The 15,744-nt window shown below is 63.9% G+C and carries 16 protein-coding genes and 1 pseudogene; 9 read left to right on the top strand and 8 right to left on the bottom strand.

The annotated features are described in order from the left end of the window. Positions 1 to 60: 60 nt before the first annotated feature. Together CK227_RS30935 and CK227_RS30930 are read right to left on the bottom strand one after the other, a co-directional pair. Positions 61 to 1,437 (bottom strand): adenylate/guanylate cyclase domain-containing protein, encoded by a 1,377-nt coding sequence (locus CK227_RS30935; RefSeq protein ID WP_095776158.1) that lies wholly within the window; start codon positions 1,435 to 1,437, stop codon positions 61 to 63. A 259-nt stretch (positions 1,438 to 1,696) separates the two neighbouring features. After that, the gene (locus CK227_RS30930; RefSeq protein WP_095776159.1) at positions 1,697 to 2,491 is read right to left on the bottom strand and encodes a helix-turn-helix transcriptional regulator; all 795 of its coding nucleotides are present in this window, start codon (positions 2,489 to 2,491) and stop codon (positions 1,697 to 1,699) included. A 113-nt stretch (positions 2,492 to 2,604) separates the two neighbouring features. Between CK227_RS30930 and CK227_RS30925 the strand changes: the two genes are divergently transcribed. From CK227_RS30925 to CK227_RS30915, 3 genes and pseudogenes are all read left to right on the top strand, one after another. Next, on the top strand, positions 2,605 to 3,459 hold the full coding sequence (locus tag CK227_RS30925; protein ID WP_095776160.1) for a PQQ-binding-like beta-propeller repeat protein: 855 nt from the start codon (positions 2,605 to 2,607) through the stop codon (positions 3,457 to 3,459). A gap of 111 nt (positions 3,460 to 3,570) precedes the next feature. Then, positions 3,571 to 3,702 (top strand): annotated as a pseudogene (locus CK227_RS30920) (nuclear transport factor 2 family protein); the annotation flags it as partial. After that, complete coding sequence (locus tag CK227_RS30915; protein WP_179296597.1) at positions 3,687 to 4,313, top strand: DNA-3-methyladenine glycosylase; 627 nt, start codon at positions 3,687 to 3,689, stop codon at positions 4,311 to 4,313. The pseudogene CK227_RS30920 and the gene CK227_RS30915, both read left to right, overlap by 16 nt. Positions 4,314 to 4,367: 54 nt before the next feature. On the opposite strand, the gene CK227_RS30910 is transcribed toward CK227_RS30915, so the two are convergent. The 4 genes from CK227_RS30910 to CK227_RS30895 form a co-directional block, all read right to left on the bottom strand. Continuing rightward, positions 4,368 to 4,619 (bottom strand): hypothetical protein, encoded by a 252-nt coding sequence (locus CK227_RS30910; protein ID WP_179296596.1) that lies wholly within the window; start codon positions 4,617 to 4,619, stop codon positions 4,368 to 4,370. Positions 4,620 to 4,685: 66 nt separating this feature from the next. Further along, entirely contained in the window at positions 4,686 to 4,964 is a 279-nt protein-coding gene (locus CK227_RS30905) for a helix-turn-helix transcriptional regulator (RefSeq protein WP_095776163.1), read from the bottom strand. Positions 4,965 to 5,259: 295 nt separating this feature from the next. Continuing rightward, positions 5,260 to 5,970, bottom strand: a complete 711-nt coding sequence (locus CK227_RS30900) for a phosphatase PAP2 family protein (RefSeq protein ID WP_095776164.1) — start codon at positions 5,968 to 5,970, stop codon at positions 5,260 to 5,262. A gap of 28 nt (positions 5,971 to 5,998) precedes the next feature. Continuing rightward, on the bottom strand, positions 5,999 to 6,337 hold the full coding sequence (locus CK227_RS30895) for a hypothetical protein (RefSeq protein ID WP_095776165.1): 339 nt from the start codon (positions 6,335 to 6,337) through the stop codon (positions 5,999 to 6,001). A 185-nt stretch (positions 6,338 to 6,522) separates the two neighbouring features. On the opposite strand from CK227_RS30895, the gene CK227_RS30890 reads away from it, so the two are divergent. Both CK227_RS30890 and CK227_RS30885 read left to right on the top strand, forming a co-directional pair. Continuing rightward, complete coding sequence (locus CK227_RS30890; protein ID WP_095776166.1) at positions 6,523 to 7,914, top strand: sensor histidine kinase; 1,392 nt, start codon at positions 6,523 to 6,525, stop codon at positions 7,912 to 7,914. Beyond that, positions 7,911 to 8,573, top strand: a complete 663-nt coding sequence (locus CK227_RS30885) for a response regulator transcription factor (RefSeq protein ID WP_095776167.1) — start codon at positions 7,911 to 7,913, stop codon at positions 8,571 to 8,573. The genes CK227_RS30890 and CK227_RS30885 overlap by 4 nt, the downstream gene beginning before the upstream one ends. Before the next feature lie 132 nt (positions 8,574 to 8,705). Here the strand turns inward: CK227_RS30885 and CK227_RS30875 are convergent, their stop codons facing one another. Then, on the bottom strand, positions 8,706 to 9,197 hold the full coding sequence (locus CK227_RS30875; RefSeq protein ID WP_095804219.1) for a hypothetical protein: 492 nt from the start codon (positions 9,195 to 9,197) through the stop codon (positions 8,706 to 8,708). 273 nt (positions 9,198 to 9,470) lie between these two features. Here CK227_RS30875 and CK227_RS30870 point away from each other — a divergent pair, with 273 nt between their 5' ends. Both CK227_RS30870 and CK227_RS30865 read left to right on the top strand, forming a co-directional pair. After that, entirely contained in the window at positions 9,471 to 11,474 is a 2,004-nt protein-coding gene (locus CK227_RS30870; RefSeq protein WP_095775658.1) for a PhoX family phosphatase, read from the top strand. A gap of 133 nt (positions 11,475 to 11,607) precedes the next feature. Beyond that, on the top strand, positions 11,608 to 11,832 hold the full coding sequence (locus tag CK227_RS30865) for a hypothetical protein (protein WP_095775657.1): 225 nt from the start codon (positions 11,608 to 11,610) through the stop codon (positions 11,830 to 11,832). 75 nt (positions 11,833 to 11,907) lie between these two features. Here the strand turns inward: CK227_RS30865 and CK227_RS30860 are convergent, their stop codons facing one another. Then, on the bottom strand, positions 11,908 to 13,077 hold the full coding sequence (locus tag CK227_RS30860) for an NAD(P)/FAD-dependent oxidoreductase (protein ID WP_095775656.1): 1,170 nt from the start codon (positions 13,075 to 13,077) through the stop codon (positions 11,908 to 11,910). Positions 13,078 to 13,484: 407 nt separating this feature from the next. On the opposite strand from CK227_RS30860, the gene CK227_RS30855 reads away from it, so the two are divergent. Together CK227_RS30855 and CK227_RS30850 are read left to right on the top strand one after the other, a co-directional pair. After that, positions 13,485 to 14,522: a phosphatidylglycerol lysyltransferase domain-containing protein gene (locus tag CK227_RS30855; RefSeq protein WP_095775655.1), complete on the top strand. Its 1,038-nt coding sequence runs from the start codon at positions 13,485 to 13,487 to the stop codon at positions 14,520 to 14,522. 235 nt (positions 14,523 to 14,757) lie between these two features. Then, a complete protein-coding gene (locus tag CK227_RS30850) occupies positions 14,758 to 15,729 on the top strand; it encodes a sulfonate ABC transporter substrate-binding protein (RefSeq protein ID WP_095775654.1) in 972 nt (323 codons plus the stop codon). The last annotated feature ends 15 nt before the right edge of the window (positions 15,730 to 15,744 follow it).

Below are 15,744 nucleotides of genomic sequence, written 5' to 3'. Positions count from 1 at the left end.
CATGCCCCTGTAGCGCGGCCTATCCGGCCGAGGTGCAGGCGTTTCACATGGCGGCCTGCATCATGCCGAGACCGCGACAGTGCCCTGGCTTTCGGCTCTGCGTTCGACCCAGACATGGACCGGTTCGTCGCGGCCGCGGATGCTAACCGGTCCATGATCGCGCGCATTCAACCGTGCCGTGGGCGATTCCGCCTTCGCGGCCTCAATCAGTCTTGACCCAAAGCAAATATTCGCCTGAAGCTCCCGGCAGAGCGACTGCAAACGGCTGGCGACGTTGACGGTGTCGCCCACCACCGCGAAGGACAGATTGCGCTCGCTGCCGACCGCGCCGATGACGACTGCGCCATATTGTGCACCGATCCGAACGTCCAGCGGCGGATATCCCCTGGACACCCGCTGCACATTCCAGTCTTCGAGAGCGGCGACCATCGCTTCAGCGCACTGGATGGCGCGAGTGGCGTCGTCATGGCTGGCTTGCGGAACCCCGAATGTCGCCATGATGCAATCGCCGATATAGTTATCGACGGTGCCATTGTGGTCGAAAACGACCTGCTCCATGCGACGGTGGAACTGACGCAGAAGTTCGAACACTGCTTCGGCCGGATGATCCTCGGAATAGTGTGTGAAGCCGACAATGTCGGCGAACAGCACCGCGATATCCTGCCGGCGGACCGGGCCGAAGGGCTCGTCATCGGTGGCGAGCTGGTCGACGACATTGGGCGAAAAATGCCGGGCGAGATTGGCGCGGGCGCGCTCTGCCTTGACATAGTCTTCCGACAGACGCCGGGAACGAGAGACGACCAGCGCCATGATCGCGCCGATAATCAGCACGACCAACACGTTGGTCGCCTGAGCGAATGTATCGACGAAATTGGGGTTGAGGTAGAGGTTCAGTCGCTCTTTCACCGGCAGCGAATAGAGGTTCGTCGCCGGAATGACGGTCCCCGGATGAACAATCACCCATCCCACCCCGATCGCCCACGTCAAGGCCGCGAGCGCGCCGAGATAGAGCGCCAATCGTGTCGAAAGGGTCAGCGCGCCAAGGCATACGAAAATCAGCAGGAATTTGAAGCTGCCCTCGCGCAGTTGCATCGCGGCCGGCGCGACCTCCAGGGAAAACGGGTTGGGCGTTACCAGCAGAACGGTCAACAGAATGATGTCCAGCGTACCGACAAGGTAACCGATCCACCATCGCGCCGTGCGACGGCGCGCAAAGAGAAACTGGATCAGGCCGACGAGCTGGAACAGCACGAGGCCCGCCAGCACGAAGAGCAGCGAAGCATCCCAGCGGCTGATCAATGAAAAGAAGCAGAAGATCACGGCGAGCGATGCCGTACGCGCCCAGAACTGCAATGCAGCACCGTGGCGTTCTGCGCGCGCCCGCAAATTTTTCAGGCGCGAATAGCGGCGAAGTTCAAGTGTTGGTGCGGTCGGCATAGGATCACTTCGATTTCACGGGGGCGTGTCACGCATTCGGCAAGCCGTCCTCTACAGTCTGGCAAATCGGTGCGCGAATCCTATCACGAATGTTGGTGCCGGATCTGTTCTATCCCAGCGCGCCCTATGGGCGCGGTCGGCATCGCTGGTCGCATGGCTCGTCCGGTCGGCAAGCTGGTGGCGAATGGTGGCAGTCGGCGCCGCCGGAGCGGGCGCGACATGCTCAGCCGCCAGATGCAATCCTGCTTGGGATGATTGGTCAGGCCGGCAAGGGACGGCGTCCCTTTGCAGGAGCGGGGGGCTGGGCGCCGGCATCGCGCGGGTGCGAGCCGATCGGCATGATCGCGGGAAACGGCGTCGCGCCGAAGGCAAAGGTGAATTTGTAGCCGGTGAGCCCGTCCTCGGGCGTCGTATGCTGGTCGTGATGGGCGAGCAGCTTGGCGCGCTCGGCGAGCTCCTCCGCCTCGCGCCGCACCATCTCCGCCGTTTCCGGCCGCATGCGCCTGGAGAAGCTGACGAAGGTCGCCTCCTTGTCGATATGGGTGATGGCCCAGCCGATGAAATTCTTGTTGGTCATCTCGAACAGCGGCCTCAGCGGCCCTTCGAAATTCCACTGGATCGGCGTCTCGACCAGCAATCTTGCCGAAAGACCCCGGCCGAGCGCGATCAGGCCGAGTTCCTCGAGGTCGCGCAGATAGAGGAACATCGAGGCCTCGCTCAGGCCCTGTGAACGCATGATGCCTTCAGGCGTGAACTTTTCCGACAGCATGACGAAGATGAACAGCAGCGCCGGCCGGCCGGCGAGCCGGCGCTCGATCTCGGGTGCGATGTGGTTGACCGGCCCCGGCCCGCGGTTCATCGAGCCGAGCACGTTTTCCAGCTCGACGCCGGCGGCCGTGCAGATCTCCACCAGCCGGTCGAGCTTGCAGTTGCGCTCGTGGAAGATGCGCTTCACCGTCGGCTCTGAAACGCCCATGCGTTCGGCAAGCTCGCGATAGGTGACGCCCTTGGCCTTCAGCGTCCGCTTCAGCGCCTCGAAGATCAGACCGTTCATGGGATGCACCTCTTGCCAGCGGTTTCGTATCGATATTTGATACTAGTGGCAATTAGGCTTTCCGAAAAGTATCGAAAATCCTAGCTCTGGCCTGTCATCACAGGAGAACAGCCATGAACCGCCTCTCAGCCTTTGTCGTCGCCATCGGTATCGCCGCCGCACCAGCCGCCCAGGCCGGTGAGCTCTGGCGCGCCACGGGCCTCGAACAGCCGGAATCGGCGCTGTTCGACGCCGCCAACAACCGCATCATCGTCTCCAACATCGTAGGCAATCCCGGCGCCGCCGACGGCAATGGTTATCTCTCGGTGCTGTCCCTCGACGGCAAGACGATCACCCAGCACTGGACCGACGGCATGGACGCGCCCAAGGGCATGGCGATATCGGGCGGCAAGCTCTATGTCGCCGACATCACCAAGGTCCGCGTCGTCGATCTGGCCAGCGGCAGGCTGATCGCCAGCATCGTGGTGCCGAATGCCGTCTTCCTCAACGACATGACCTCGGACCACACGGGCAAGGTCTATGTCAGCGACATGCTGGCCGACACGATCTACCGCGTCGATGGCGACCGGCCGGAGCTGTTCGTCAGCGATGCGCTGCTGGCTTCGCCCAACGGCGTCTTCGCCGACGGCGACAGGCTGATCGTCGCCTCCTGGGGCAAGGGCATCAAGCCCGACTTCAGCACGGCGGAGCCGGGCGGGCTGCTCGCCATCGATCTCGCCAGCAAGGCGATTTCGCCGCTGCCCGGCGCGCAGAAATTCGCCGACCTCGACGGCGTCATCGCTGTTGGCGACACCATTTATGCCACCGCCTACATGACCGGCACGCTCTACCGCTACAAGGCCGGCGGCGCGCCGGAAGCGGTGGCGCATTTCAAGCCGGGCAGCGCCGACATCGGCACCGACGGCAAGTCGATCCTCTACGTGCCGCTGATGAACGAGGGCGAAATCGCGGCACTGAAGCTCGACTGAGGGCTCAGGGCCGATCCGCGCGACCTCTCGCTAACGGCCGTGGGATGGACCGTGCTACGACGGTCCATCCCACGATGACGGTCAAGGAGGATTGCGATGGAAGACATTGCCATGGAGGACTGGGGCATCCCCACGGCTCTGGATCGTCACTGGGCTGCCTCCGATGCCGGCGACTTCGAAGCGGAGCATGAGATCTACCGGGAGGATGCGGTGCTCGACTATCCGCAATCGGGCGAGCGCATGCCGTGAGCCATGGGGAAGATCATCCGCCGATCGCCCGTCCTGAGCTGCCTAGCGAGACGGTCGCGCTCGCCCGCTTCCTCATCGGCAAGCTGGTGGTGCGCGATTTGCCAGAGGGCATGGTCAGCGGCCGCATCGTCGAGACCGAGGCCTATGTCGTGGGCGACGCCGCCGGGCATGGCTTCAGGGGGATGACCCGGCGCAACCGCTCGCTGTTCCTCGAGCGCGGCCACGCCTATGTCTATCTCGCCTATGGCGTCTCCATGATGCTGAATGTCTCAAGCGAGGCGGAAGGTACCGGAACCGGCGTCCTGATCCGGGCGCTCGAGCCGCTCGAGGGGATCGCCATCATGCGTCAGAATCGCGGCGTCGAGCGCTTGCGCGACCTGGCGCGCGGGCCGGGCAGGCTGGCGGCGGCGCTGCGGATCGACCGGTCGCTCGACGGGCTCGACCTTTGCCGGAAAGGGCCTCTATGGCTGGCGAAGGACGGCCAAAAAGCCGGCGACATCGGGCAGGGCATCAGGATCGGCATTACCAAGGATGCGGACCGGCTGCTGCGGTTCTATGTCAGGGGAAGCCCGTTCGTCAGCGGTCCGAGCTCGCTCAACCCATGACGGCCGGCAGCCCTCCTCCCTTGAGGCACGCTGGCTGCGACGGGGCTGCCTCTCTCATTTCTCCGCCAGTTGCGTCCGTGCATCGCTGATCGAGGCGGCATAGGTCACCAGCGGTCGCTTGACGCCGTGGTTGATCAGGGTGCGCCGTATTTGCGCAGAGGCCCCCGGCAGGTGGTAGCCTTCGCGCCAGACCGTCACCAGCTTGGGCGTGAATAACTCGGCAAATGTCGGGCTTGCCGACCCTCGGGCCGACCCACGAGTCGACTTATGGGTCGGTTGATGCACTGCCTGCCGTGTCTGATCCATGGACTGCCTTCCGCACATGAAGGCGGCGGGATCGTCGGCAGGAATGTCGGCGGTCGCCGTCGCGACTTATGCCGGCTCAGTCCTGCGATCTGGCGGCACGGCGGGTTTGAGGCGCACGCCCCTGCCGCCGCGTTCGCTGGCCTGGTTCTCGCCGATCAACTCCACCCCGGCCTCGTCGAGCGCCTGGATGACCTTCATCAGCGTATCGACCACGCCCCGGACCACGCCATCGCTCGCTTCCATGCGCTGGATGGTCGGAAGCGAAACGCCTGCGCGTTCGGCGAGCGTCTTCTGGTCGATGCCGGCCAAGGCCCTTGCGGCACGCATCTGCGCGGCAGTGATCATCGGCCGGACCCCATGTCTGAGTCTGCAGGAATAATGTGTAATGCCATTGTCATGATGTTTCAAGCATCAATATGAATGTTTGACGCGTAAGCGCCTTCGCCTGATTGTCCATTTTTCCCGATACTTCCCGAGGATTGCAGGCTAGGGTGTTGCCCATCTGGGCAGGGGTAACGCGGTTGAATATTTTCAAGACCTTGATGACATCGGCATGCCTGCTTTCGATGGTTCTGGTTCTGGCAGGCTGTGGTGGACACCTCATCAACCGATTGATCTGAGCGCAAGCCCGAGGGTGCAGTCAGGCGCCGTCGGCATCGTCGCCCACCACCTTGCGGCGCTGCAACACCCGCGCCACCAGCCAGCACAGCATCGCCCAGGCGAAGCCCGCGCACCAGCCGGCCAGCACATCCGACGGCCAGTGGACGCCGAGATAGATGCGGCTGACGCCGACCAGCACCGTCGTCAGCACGGCCAGCGACAAGACGTAGATCTTCGTCGCCCTGCCATGCAGGAAGCGCGCCGCGAGCGAACCGAGCGTGAGATAGGTCACCGCCGACAGCATGGCGTGGCTGCTCGGGAAGGAAAGCGACGTCTCGCTGACCAGATGCGAAACGAGCTCGGGCCGCGGCCGGTCGACGCCGACTTTCAGCAGGCTCGACAGCACCTGGCCGCCGGCCACGGCTACGAAGATGAGAAGGGCCGTCCCCGGCCGGCGGATCAACAGCAGATAGAGGATCGTTGCCGAAGTGATCAGCACCAGCACGCTGGCGCTGCCGAGGCTGGTGATGTCGCGCATGGCGCCTTCCAGCCACGATGGGCCGATCGGGATTGCCGGTTGGCCAACCTGGCGGAAGGCAAGCAGGATTTCGGTGTCGAAGGCGTGCGGCGCGGTTGCCCGCGCCACCTCCATCAGTTCCACGTAGCCCCAAAGGCCGCCGGCGATGACCAGGCCGGCCAGCAGCACCGGGAATTCGATGCGGTTGAGCAGGGTGCTTGCGGTGTCTTTCATCGGGCCGGTGTCGCAATCTTCATCTCGATCAACTCCCCTGCAGATAGGGCCCGAGCGTGATCAGCGCCACGGCGGCGATCGCCAGCACGATGCCGGTGGCCTGCAGCGCGTTGACGCGCTCGCCGAAGAACACCAGCGCCACGACGTTGACCGAGACCAGCTGGATGACCGCCGAGAGGCTGAACGACACCGACATGCCGAATTCGCGGATCAGCCGCAGCATGATCAGATTGCCCAGGGAGTAGAGCGCGAGCGTCAACAGGATCTTGCCCAGGCTCGGCGCCAGTCCCCATTGCTTGGCGGCGGTTGCCGCCAAAAGGAAGATCACCGTCGAAAAGCCAAGCTGCACCAGTCCCGAAAAACTCAACGTCCCATCCCCTCGAAGCGGCTGCCGCCGCATGTGCCGCGGACCTTGTTTCCCAAGCGCCTCGACACGTCAAGCGACCTCGTTCTAACGAAGGTCTTGCTAACGAAGGTCTTGGCAACGGCAAGACTGAGGCTCAATGTGCCGATATCGTCCAGCTTGTTCGATCCAAGGGCGATCAGGGACTCATGATTCGTATTCTGCAGAATTTGGCGCGGCGCTGGAGCGAGCTTTCCCTTGCCCTGCAATTCCTCGTTGCCGGCGGCTTTGGCCTGCTGGCCGTCATGCTGGTGGTGGGTGCCTGGGTGACGTCGCAGATCCGGGACGGCGTCACCCGCAATTCGGCCGCCACGACGGCGCTCTATGTCGACAGCGTGATCGCGCCGCTGCTGCCGGACCTGCGCAAGAGCGAGGAGCTCAGCGAGTCCGTCAAGCAGGCGCTCGACGAGACGCTCGGCCAGGGCGCGCTCGGCAAGCGCCTGGTCTCGTTCAGGCTCTGGCGCCGAGACGGCACTGTGCTCTACGCGAAAGATGCAACTTTGATCGGCCGCCGCTTTGATCTGACCGACGATCTGCGGTCCGCCTTCCAGGGCAACGTCACCGCCCAATTCGATGCGTTCGATGAAACCGAAAGCAAGGAGCAGGCCGTGGGCGTGCCGTTGCTGGAGATTTACAATCCGGTGCGCGAACCCTGGTCGGGCGAGGTGGTGGCCGTCACCGAATTCTTCGAGGTTGCCACCGATTTCAAGGCCACGCTGGCCTCTGCCCTGCTGTCGAGCTGGCTGATCGTGGCCGGTACCACCCTGACGGCTTTTCTGCTGCTGTCGAGCATCGTGCTGCGCGCCAGCCGCACCATCGACGATCAGCGCGGAGCGCTGCGCCGCCAGGTGTCGGAGTTGCAAGGCCTGGTGACGCAAAACAGTGCCTTGCGGCAGCGTGTGCAGCGGGCGTCGCGCCGCGCCACCGCGCTCAACGAACGATATTTGCGCCGGATCGGCGCCGACCTGCATGACGGACCGGCGCAGCTGGTGGCCCTGGCGGCGCTGCGCATGGACAGCCCGGTATTCTCCGGCGACGGCCATTGGGGCGAAAACCGCGCGACCGAGGTCGCGATGATCCGCAAGACGCTGGAGGATGCGATGCGCGAAATTCGCGGTATCTGCACCGGTCTCGTCTTGCCGCAGATCGAAACGGCCGCGGCAACGGACATATTGCGGATGGCGGTCGACGAACATCAGCACCGGACGGGAACGTCCGTGCTGCTCACGCTGCCCAGGCATTTGCCTGATCTCGGCACTTCCGAAAAGATCAGCATCTATCGTTTCGTGCAGGAAGGGTTGAACAATGCCTATCGCCACGGGCGGGCCAAGGATCAGACGGTGCGGGCCGGGATGAAGAATGGCAGGCTTTTTGTCGAAGTGTCCGATAGCGGGCCGGGTTTCGATCCGGCGCGGGTCGATGGGTTGGGGCTCGCCGGCCTCAGGGAGCGGGTCGAAAGCATTGGCGGCCAGTTCGAGACCTTGACCGGAGCGCAAGGCACGCGATTGGTGATCAGTCTTTCGATCGAGGAGCAAGCATGATTGGCGCTATCCGCATCGCTATTGTCGACGATCATCCGCTATTTCGTGAAGGCGTGACGCGCAGCCTGTCGGAGATCGGAGGTTTCGAGATCGTCGGCGAAGGCGCGACAGCGCAGGATGCCGAACGCATCGCCTCGACGGTGCAGCCTGACATTTTGCTGCTCGACATCTCCATGCCGGGCGGCGGTCTGTCCGCAGTTGCCAGCATCCTTGCCGACCATCCCGCCCAGAAGATCGTCATGCTGACGGTTTCGGAGACCAATGCCGATGTAACCACGGCGCTGAACGCAGGCGTGCAGGGCTATATCCTCAAGGGCGTCGGATCTCGCGCGCTCGCCGACATCCTGCGCAATGTGGCAGCCGGCGAGGGTTACCTTACGCCGACGCTGTCGGCACGGCTGCTTTCCGATCTCCAGTCCCCGCAATCCGCCGACCGCGTGGCGGACCGGTTGCGGCAACTGACCGAACGGCAGGCGGAAATCCTGCGGCTGGTGGCGGAGGGGCTCAGCAACAAGGAGGTTGCCTTGCGCCTGGAGCTGCAGGAGAAGACGGTCAAGCACCACATGACCGGGGTGCTGTCCAAACTCAATGTGCGAAACCGCACTGAAGCGGCTCTCATGGTGCGTGAGTTCCGCGACCGGGACAGAAGTCGCTCTTAGAGCAATTCCAGGAAAAGTGTGAAACGGTTTTCCGTCCGGAATTGCGGCAAAACCAAAGCGCTGGAGCAATTCCAGGAAAAGTGTGAAACGGTTTTCCCGGGCAAAGCGCTGGCCGTTGCCTGCTGGCCAGTTTCACAAGGCTTTCAGACGGCTGACATCGGCCGGCGTGGCCCGGCGGTCGATGATCGTGCGACCCAGCGCATCCTTCATTCTGAAACGGCCGTTCTCGATCTTTTCGGTGATGCCGTCGGGATGAGTGACCGTGATCTTGCTGCCGCTCACCTCGACCTTGTCACCGGTCGTGCCGTTGACATGGCCGACGTCTTTGGTGCTCTGACCCTTGCCGGACGCCGAGTTGTCACCGTTGCCCTCCGTTGCGGAATTGCCGCCGTTTGCATTTCCGTTGTCGCTGCTGCCGCTGTTGCCGCTGTTACCGCCGGCGCTGTTCCCGCCACTACCGCCGCCGCCACCGCCACCACCGCCACCACTGGCCTGTGCTGATGCGGCCTCGATTCCGGGGGCCGAGCCGTGCAGGGCAATTCGATAGGGAACGATGGTCAGTGCCAGGGCCGCCGCCGAAACGAGCGTCAGCCGGCGGCACCGGGCCGTGATCGATCCGTGCATCCTGATCTCCGTCGATTGAGCCGGCGCCCCCACCCCAACGTTGCAACGAGCAACATCGCCGAAAGATGTATTGGCCGGAAGCGACCTCCGACCGTTGCGTTTGTCCTCCAGGACTTTTGCAAGCGCAAGGTTGGACCAAAGTCCGAGGTGCGCGCGAGCAAGTCGCCTCGCCCCGAGCCTTCGGGCCTGTATGATGTCACGAAAATGTGATCGGCCTGGCGTAGGGGTCGAACAGGCAACAAGCTCCAGCCACTCCAAAGCCAGAGGCCTTTCGTGACCGAACATCGCTCCCCTGACGCCCGATTCCGCACCAGCCTGCTCGAGGAAAACGAAGGACCGGCCACCAATCCCACCGACAACCGCACCATGGGTGAGATCATCGCCGCGCGCTTCTCGCGCCGGGGATTCCTGAAGGGATCGCTCGCCGTCTCGGCGATCGCCGCGACGGTCGGCCCGCTGGCCATGATCGCCGCCGACGATGCCCGCGCCGCGGAAGGCTCCGCCTTCACATTCGACGAGCTCGAGGCCGGCATCGACGACAGGCATCATGTCGCGCCGGGCTACGACGCCGACGTGCTGTTGCGCTGGGGCGATCCGCTGTTTGCGGATTCGCCGGAGTTCGACCCGACGAAACAGTCGGCCGAGGCGCAGGCCAGGCAGTTCGGCTACAACAACGACTATGTCGGCTACGTCGCGATCGACGGCTCGGCCGAACACGGCCTGCTCGTCGTCAACCACGAATACACCAATCCGCATCTGATGTTTCCGGGCATCGTTGCGATCGTCGAGAAGGACGGGAAGAAGAAGGCCGAGGTGGCGCCGCTCGCGAAGGAGCAGGTCGATGTCGAGATGGCGGCGCATGGCGGCACCATCGTCGAGATCCGCAAGGAGGGCGGCAAATGGCAAGTGGTGCGCGACGGCAAGCTCAACCGCCGCATCACCGCCACCACCGAGATGGCGCTGTCGGGCCCGGTCGCCGGCCATGACCGCGTCAAGACCAATGCCGACCCGTCCGGCACGAAAGTGTTCGGCACTTTCAACAACTGCGCCGGCGGCGTCACCCCTTGGGGCACCTATGTGATGGCCGAGGAGAACATCCACGGCTATTTCTCCGGCGAATTGCCCGAGGGCCACAAGGAAGCCGCCAACTACAAGCGGCTCGGCATTCCGGAAGGCGCCTATGAGTGGGGCGCGCATTACGACCGCTTCAACCTCGCCAAGGAGCCGAACGAACCCAATCGCTTCGGCTGGATCGTCGAGGTCGACGTCAACGATCCGGCATCGACGCCGAGGAAGCGCACCGCCATGGGCCGCTTCAAGCATGAGGGCGCCGAATCCATCGTCGCCAAGGACGGCCGCGTCGTCTTCTATCTCGGCGACGACGAGCGCTTCGACTATGTCTACAAATTCGTCACCAAGGGCACGTTCAGCGCTAACGACCATGCCGCCAACAAGAACCTGCTCGACGAGGGCACGCTGCATGTCGCCAAATTCGCCGAGGGCGGCACGGTGGACTGGCTGCCGATCGTCTTCGGCCAAGGGCCGCTGACCGCCGAGAACGGCTTCGCCGGCCAGGCCGACGTGCTGATCGAGACACGGCGCGCCGCCGATCTGCTCGGCGCCACCAAGATGGACCGGCCAGAGGACATCCAGCCCAATGGTGTCAACGGCAAGGTCTATGTCATGCTGACCAACAATTCGAAGCGCAAGCCCGATCAGGTCGATGCCGCCAATCCGCGTGCCGAGAATGCCTTCGGCCACATTATAGAGATCACCGAGACCGATGGCGATTTCACGGCCGCCAAGGGCAAATGGGAAGTGCTTTTGAAGTGCGGCGATCCGTCGGTTGCCGATGTCGGCGCCACCTTCTCGACGGCGACGACGGCCCATGGCTGGTTCGGCATGCCCGACAATTGCGCGGTCGATTCGGCCGGGCGCCTGTGGGTCGCTACCGACGGCCAGGGCCCGAAGGTCACCGGCCGCACCGATGGCCTGTGGGCGGTCGACACGGAGGGGGCCGCGCGGGCAACCTCGAAACTGTTCTTCCGCGTGCCGATCGGCGCGGAAATGTGCGGCCCGCTGTTTGCGCCTGACGACCAGACCGCCTTCGTCGCCGTCCAGCATCCGGGCGATGGCGGCGAGGATTGGGAAGGTTTTGGCCGGCCGTCCTACTATGAGGATCCGTCGACGCGCTGGCCGGACTTCAAGCCCGAAATGCCGGTGCGGCCGTCGGTCGTCGCCATCACCAGGCAAGGCGGCGGCAAAATCGCGGTGTGATATCAGGCCTGCGAACCTCGAGGGAGGGCTTCGGTTTGTGACCGCCCCTCCTTCGGCGTGAATCTATTCAAGCTCCGGGAAAGATTGGCAATTTACTGATGGCGCCCTAGGTCGTTCCCAGGAGATCACCGCCATGTCGAAGTCAGTCTATGATCGCGGCCTGCTCAAGCCCGGCGACATCGCCAAGCTGCAGCGCGTCTTTGACGAAGCCTGCCTGCGGCGCGAAGCACGACCCGATTCGCCGGAAGCGCGCGAGATCGCCCTCAACCTGCTCGCGCTCCACAATGCCGGCATGGTCGACGAGGAGATGCTGGTGCAAGCCGTCGGTTTCCGCCGGCTGGAGCCGAAATCGGCGTGAGGCGCCAAGTCGCCAGAGCTCTTTGTTTTGACGCAATTCCCGAGGGAACGCGCTCACACTTTTCCTGGAATTGCTCTAGCGGCTGGCTCCGGCGATCCGCCTGGCGATCGCCTTGCCCAAAATGGCGGCATTGGCGAAGCAGCCACGAATGCTCGGCCGCATGCCGGTGAACCACAGGCCGGGCAGTTTCGGGTCGGCTTCATCGCCATTGAAGAGCGGGACACCCTTGGCGTCGAGCACGCCGAGAGTGCCGACCATGCGTTCCAGGCCGGTGCGGTAGCCTGTCGCGGCAATGACGATATCGGGATCGACCAGGCGGCCATTGGCCAGGATCACCCCGTCGCGGGTGAATTCGCGTATCGCCGGCACCACGGTGATCTTGCCCGACTTGATGGCGTCGACGGCGCCGTCGTCCGCGGCGATCGCCGTGTAATCCGAGGCCAGGCGGCTGGCGCCGCCCGACGGCGCGGGCGGCATGCCGAATTTGGTGAGATCGCCGAAAACCAGGCGCTGCGTCGCGGCCATCACCGCATCGGCGACGCGCAGCGGCAAGCGCGCCATGAGCGGCGAAAGCCGGTGCACGGCGATCTTGCCGATCCGCTTGGGCAGAAGCGCGGGGCCATTGCGGGCCGATAGCCAGAGAGAAGCCGTATCCACGCCGGCCAGATGATTGAGGGCATCGAAGCCCGAATTGCCGGCGCCGACGACCAGCACCTTCTTGCCGGCATAGGACTTGGCGTCGCCAAAATCCGCCGAATGGATGATCCGGCCCGCAAAGGCCTGCATGCCCATCCACTGCGGCGTGAAGGGCTCCTTGTCACGGCCGGTGGCGACGATGACATGACGCGCCAGACGCGAGCCGGCGCCGGTGCGCACCACCCAATGGTCGCCCCCGAACACGAGTGTCTCGACGGCGACGCCGAACTCCACCGGCAACTGGTTCGCCTCGCGGAAATCGTTCATATGGCGGATGACGACATTCCTGGGTGGAAAGGCTGGCGTCCCTCCCGGAAAGGAGAGGCCGGGCAGCGCCGAGAGATCGCGATGGGTGTTGAGATGCAGCTGCTGGTGCCGCCGATGCCAGGGTTCGGCCAGCCGGCTCTCCTGTTCCAGGATCGCCACCGGCACGCCAGCCTTCATCAGGGCCTGCGCGACAGCCAGTCCGGCGGCGCCGGCGCCGATGACAATCGCCGGCTCGACCACCGCCACCTGCTCCACCTTCGGTCTGCTTGTCGTATCAGCCATTCGCTCTCAAAATCCATTCAACCGCCGCATCCTACACGCTCGCAGAACGCTGTAACCGTTTGATCGCGCGCAAACCCAAACAGCGGATCGGTGCGCTCGAGTGCCTTGCGGCGCCAGGGCGCAAACAACTCCCATCGCGCAAATGCGACTAAACCAACGACATGGAACCGAATGCCCCGCTTCCGTCCGAAACCATGCAGCCCTATATGGCATATCAGCGGCATCGGCGATAATCAGGTCGCGGCAATGTGATTGATTCGAGTTCCGAGGGGCTGGCGGATCTCGTTACCGACGCAGGAATTCGAAACCGCAGCGATTTCGGCTTCCCGTGAAAAATCAAGGCGCCGTGGCGCGTCTGGCGTGCCGAAAGGCACGCCGCGCCGCAGACGGCACGCGGAATCCGGACCATGCCCTCCTTGCGGATCTATTTCGACAAAATCCTCGAGGGTGCCTCGCCCAAGGTCGAGCGCCAGGCGTTGACGCATGTCGAACGCCTGGCGATGGTCCGCCGCCATGGCGACTTCTCGCTCGCCTATTCGACTGCCGTACAGCGCAAGCTTTCCTATTTTGGCGACGCCGACGGCTACATCGCCTTCGGCACCAAGATGAAGCATCATTTCGCGCTTGGCGACCCGGTGGCGGCGCCGGCCCGGCGGCCCGACTATATCAGGCGCTTCGTCGAGACCGCCGGCGACCCGTGGTTCGTGCAGATTGGCGAGGAGACCGCGCACGTGCTGGCCGGGCTCGGCTACAAGGTCAACCGGCTGGGCATCGACACCCGCCTCGCCCTGTCCCAACACGACTTTTCAGGCAAGCGCAACGAGACCGTGCGCTATTCCGAGCGCTGGCTCTTGAAGAAGGGCTTTTCGTTCGAGGAAGACACGCGGACGGTATTCCTCGACGAAATCGCCCGGCTGTCCGAGAACTGGCGCGGCGACCGCATCGTCAAGCGCTGGGAGATGGGTTTTCTCAACCGCCCATTCTACGATCAGCTCGGCACCGACATGCGCCGCTTCGTCCTGCATGGCCCCGATGGTGAACTCGTCGCGCTGCTCGATTTCGATCCGTTGTTTCGCGACGGGAAGGTCATCGGCTACACCACCGCCTTCAAGCGCAAGCACATCGATGCCTCGCCGCACGCCGAGATCGGCCTGACCAAATTCGCCGTCGACCGGTTTCGCGAAGAGGGCATTTCGGTGGTCACGCTCGGCCTGTCGCCGCTTCTCGACGTCACCCCCAGCGGTTTTGCCGAAAGCGATTTCTGGCGCAACACTTTTCAGCGCGCCTATTCTTCGCCATGGGTCAACCGCCGCAGGTTCAACCTGCAGGGCCAGGCGGCATTCAAGCGCCGCTTCCATGGCATGGAAGAGCCGGTCTACATCGCTTTCCGCAAGGGGACCTATGTCGAGATGCTGGGCCTGCTGCGGCTGGTGAAAGCAATCTAGGGACCGGCGCGGTCCTGGCCAAAGCCTTTTCATTCGTCATCCATGCGCGGCGTCGCTCGCTCCTTGCCTCGCCCTCGAATGACGAATGCCGGGTTGCCGTGGAAGATATTTCCGCACCACGGCGCCAACTCGCAAAATCATTCCTCTACTAAATTTATAGAACTACCTAGCCTTGCCGCTCATCCAACCGGCGAGGACGTTTCCCGGCGCCGATCCGCAGCGAAGGAGAGGGATCATGTTCAATCTGACCGAGCGCTTCAATCTGACGAGACGCGTTTTCGGCATCGGCCTGCTCGCCGCTACCGTCGGTCTGTCGTTCGGCGCCGCCGCGCAGGAACTGAAGCAGTTCAACATCGGCTATCAAAAGACCGGCCTGCCGGTGATCGCCCGGCAGCAGCAGGTGATCGAGAAGGCGCTCGCCGACAAGGGCGTCACCGTCAAGTGGGTGGAATTCACCGCCGGCCCGCCACTGGTCGAGGCGCTCAATGTCGGCGCCATCGACGTCGGCTGGACCGGCGACGCACCGCCGATCTTCGGCCAGTCGGCCGGCGCCAACATCGTCTATGCGGCGGCACTGCCGTCCAATGGCGATGGCGAAGCGATCTTCGTCAAGCCGGCCTCGCCGGTCCAGTCCGTCGCCGACCTCAAGGGCAAGCGCGTCGGCGTCGGCAAGGGCACCTCTGCGCATAATCTGCTCGTCGCCGCGCTGGAAAAAGCCGGCGTTCCCTTGGACCAGATCACGCCGGTTTACCTCAGCCCCGCCGATGCGGCCGCCGCCTTCGCCAGCGACCAGATCGACGCCTGGGCGGTCTGGGATCCGTTCTTCGCCATTGCCGAAACACGCTACCAGCCGCGCGTGCTGGCCCGCTCCAGCGAAGTGCTCAAGGTCAACACCTATTTCCTCGCCAACAAGGATTTCGCCAAGGCGCATCCCGAAATCATCACCACCACCATCGCCGCTCTCGGCGAAGCGGCGAAATGGGCGGACCAAAACCGCGACAAGGTGGCCGCGGCGCTGCATGAGGTGACCGGTGTGCCGCTCGACGCCCAGACCATCGCCGCCAACCGCAGCAAATTCGGCATCTTTCCGATCACCGACGAGATCACCGCCGGCCAGCAGGCGACCGCCGACCGCTTCTACAAGCTCGGCCTGATCCCGAAAGCGGTCCGCATCTCGGACGCCGTCTGGACCGCGCCGGGCAACTGATGTTTCTCGTGCGGC

The organism is Mesorhizobium sp. WSM4308 (assembly GCF_002294905.1).
Classification (GTDB): domain Bacteria; phylum Pseudomonadota; class Alphaproteobacteria; order Rhizobiales; family Rhizobiaceae; genus Mesorhizobium.
The sequence above is the reverse complement of the archived record's forward strand: the minus strand, read 5'-3'. Positions and strand labels throughout refer to the sequence as shown.

Excerpts from the sequence above, each read along its gene's own strand:
- CK227_RS30910 (WP_179296596.1), bottom strand. The coding sequence starts at position 4,619 with ATGGATCAGACACGGCAGGCAGTGCATCAACCGACCCATAAGTCGACT.
- CK227_RS30930 (WP_095776159.1), bottom strand. The coding sequence starts at position 2,491 with ATGAACGGTCTGATCTTCGAGGCGCTGAAGCGGACGCTGAAGGCCAAG.
- CK227_RS30885 (WP_095776167.1), top strand. The coding sequence starts at position 7,911 with ATGATTGGCGCTATCCGCATCGCTATTGTCGACGATCATCCGCTATTT.
- CK227_RS30855 (WP_095775655.1), top strand. The coding sequence starts at position 13,485 with ATGCCCTCCTTGCGGATCTATTTCGACAAAATCCTCGAGGGTGCCTCG.
- CK227_RS30850 (WP_095775654.1), top strand. The coding sequence starts at position 14,758 with ATGTTCAATCTGACCGAGCGCTTCAATCTGACGAGACGCGTTTTCGGC.
- CK227_RS30900 (WP_095776164.1), bottom strand. The coding sequence starts at position 5,970 with ATGAAAGACACCGCAAGCACCCTGCTCAACCGCATCGAATTCCCGGTG.
- CK227_RS30860 (WP_095775656.1), bottom strand. The coding sequence starts at position 13,077 with ATGGCTGATACGACAAGCAGACCGAAGGTGGAGCAGGTGGCGGTGGTC.
- CK227_RS30935 (WP_095776158.1), bottom strand. The coding sequence starts at position 1,437 with ATGCCGACCGCACCAACACTTGAACTTCGCCGCTATTCGCGCCTGAAA.
- CK227_RS30925 (WP_095776160.1), top strand. The coding sequence starts at position 2,605 with ATGAACCGCCTCTCAGCCTTTGTCGTCGCCATCGGTATCGCCGCCGCA.
- CK227_RS30905 (WP_095776163.1), bottom strand. The coding sequence starts at position 4,964 with ATGATCACTGCCGCGCAGATGCGTGCCGCAAGGGCCTTGGCCGGCATC.
- CK227_RS30865 (WP_095775657.1), top strand. The coding sequence starts at position 11,608 with ATGTCGAAGTCAGTCTATGATCGCGGCCTGCTCAAGCCCGGCGACATC.
- CK227_RS30890 (WP_095776166.1), top strand. The coding sequence starts at position 6,523 with ATGATTCGTATTCTGCAGAATTTGGCGCGGCGCTGGAGCGAGCTTTCC.
- CK227_RS30875 (WP_095804219.1), bottom strand. The coding sequence starts at position 9,197 with ATGCACGGATCGATCACGGCCCGGTGCCGCCGGCTGACGCTCGTTTCG.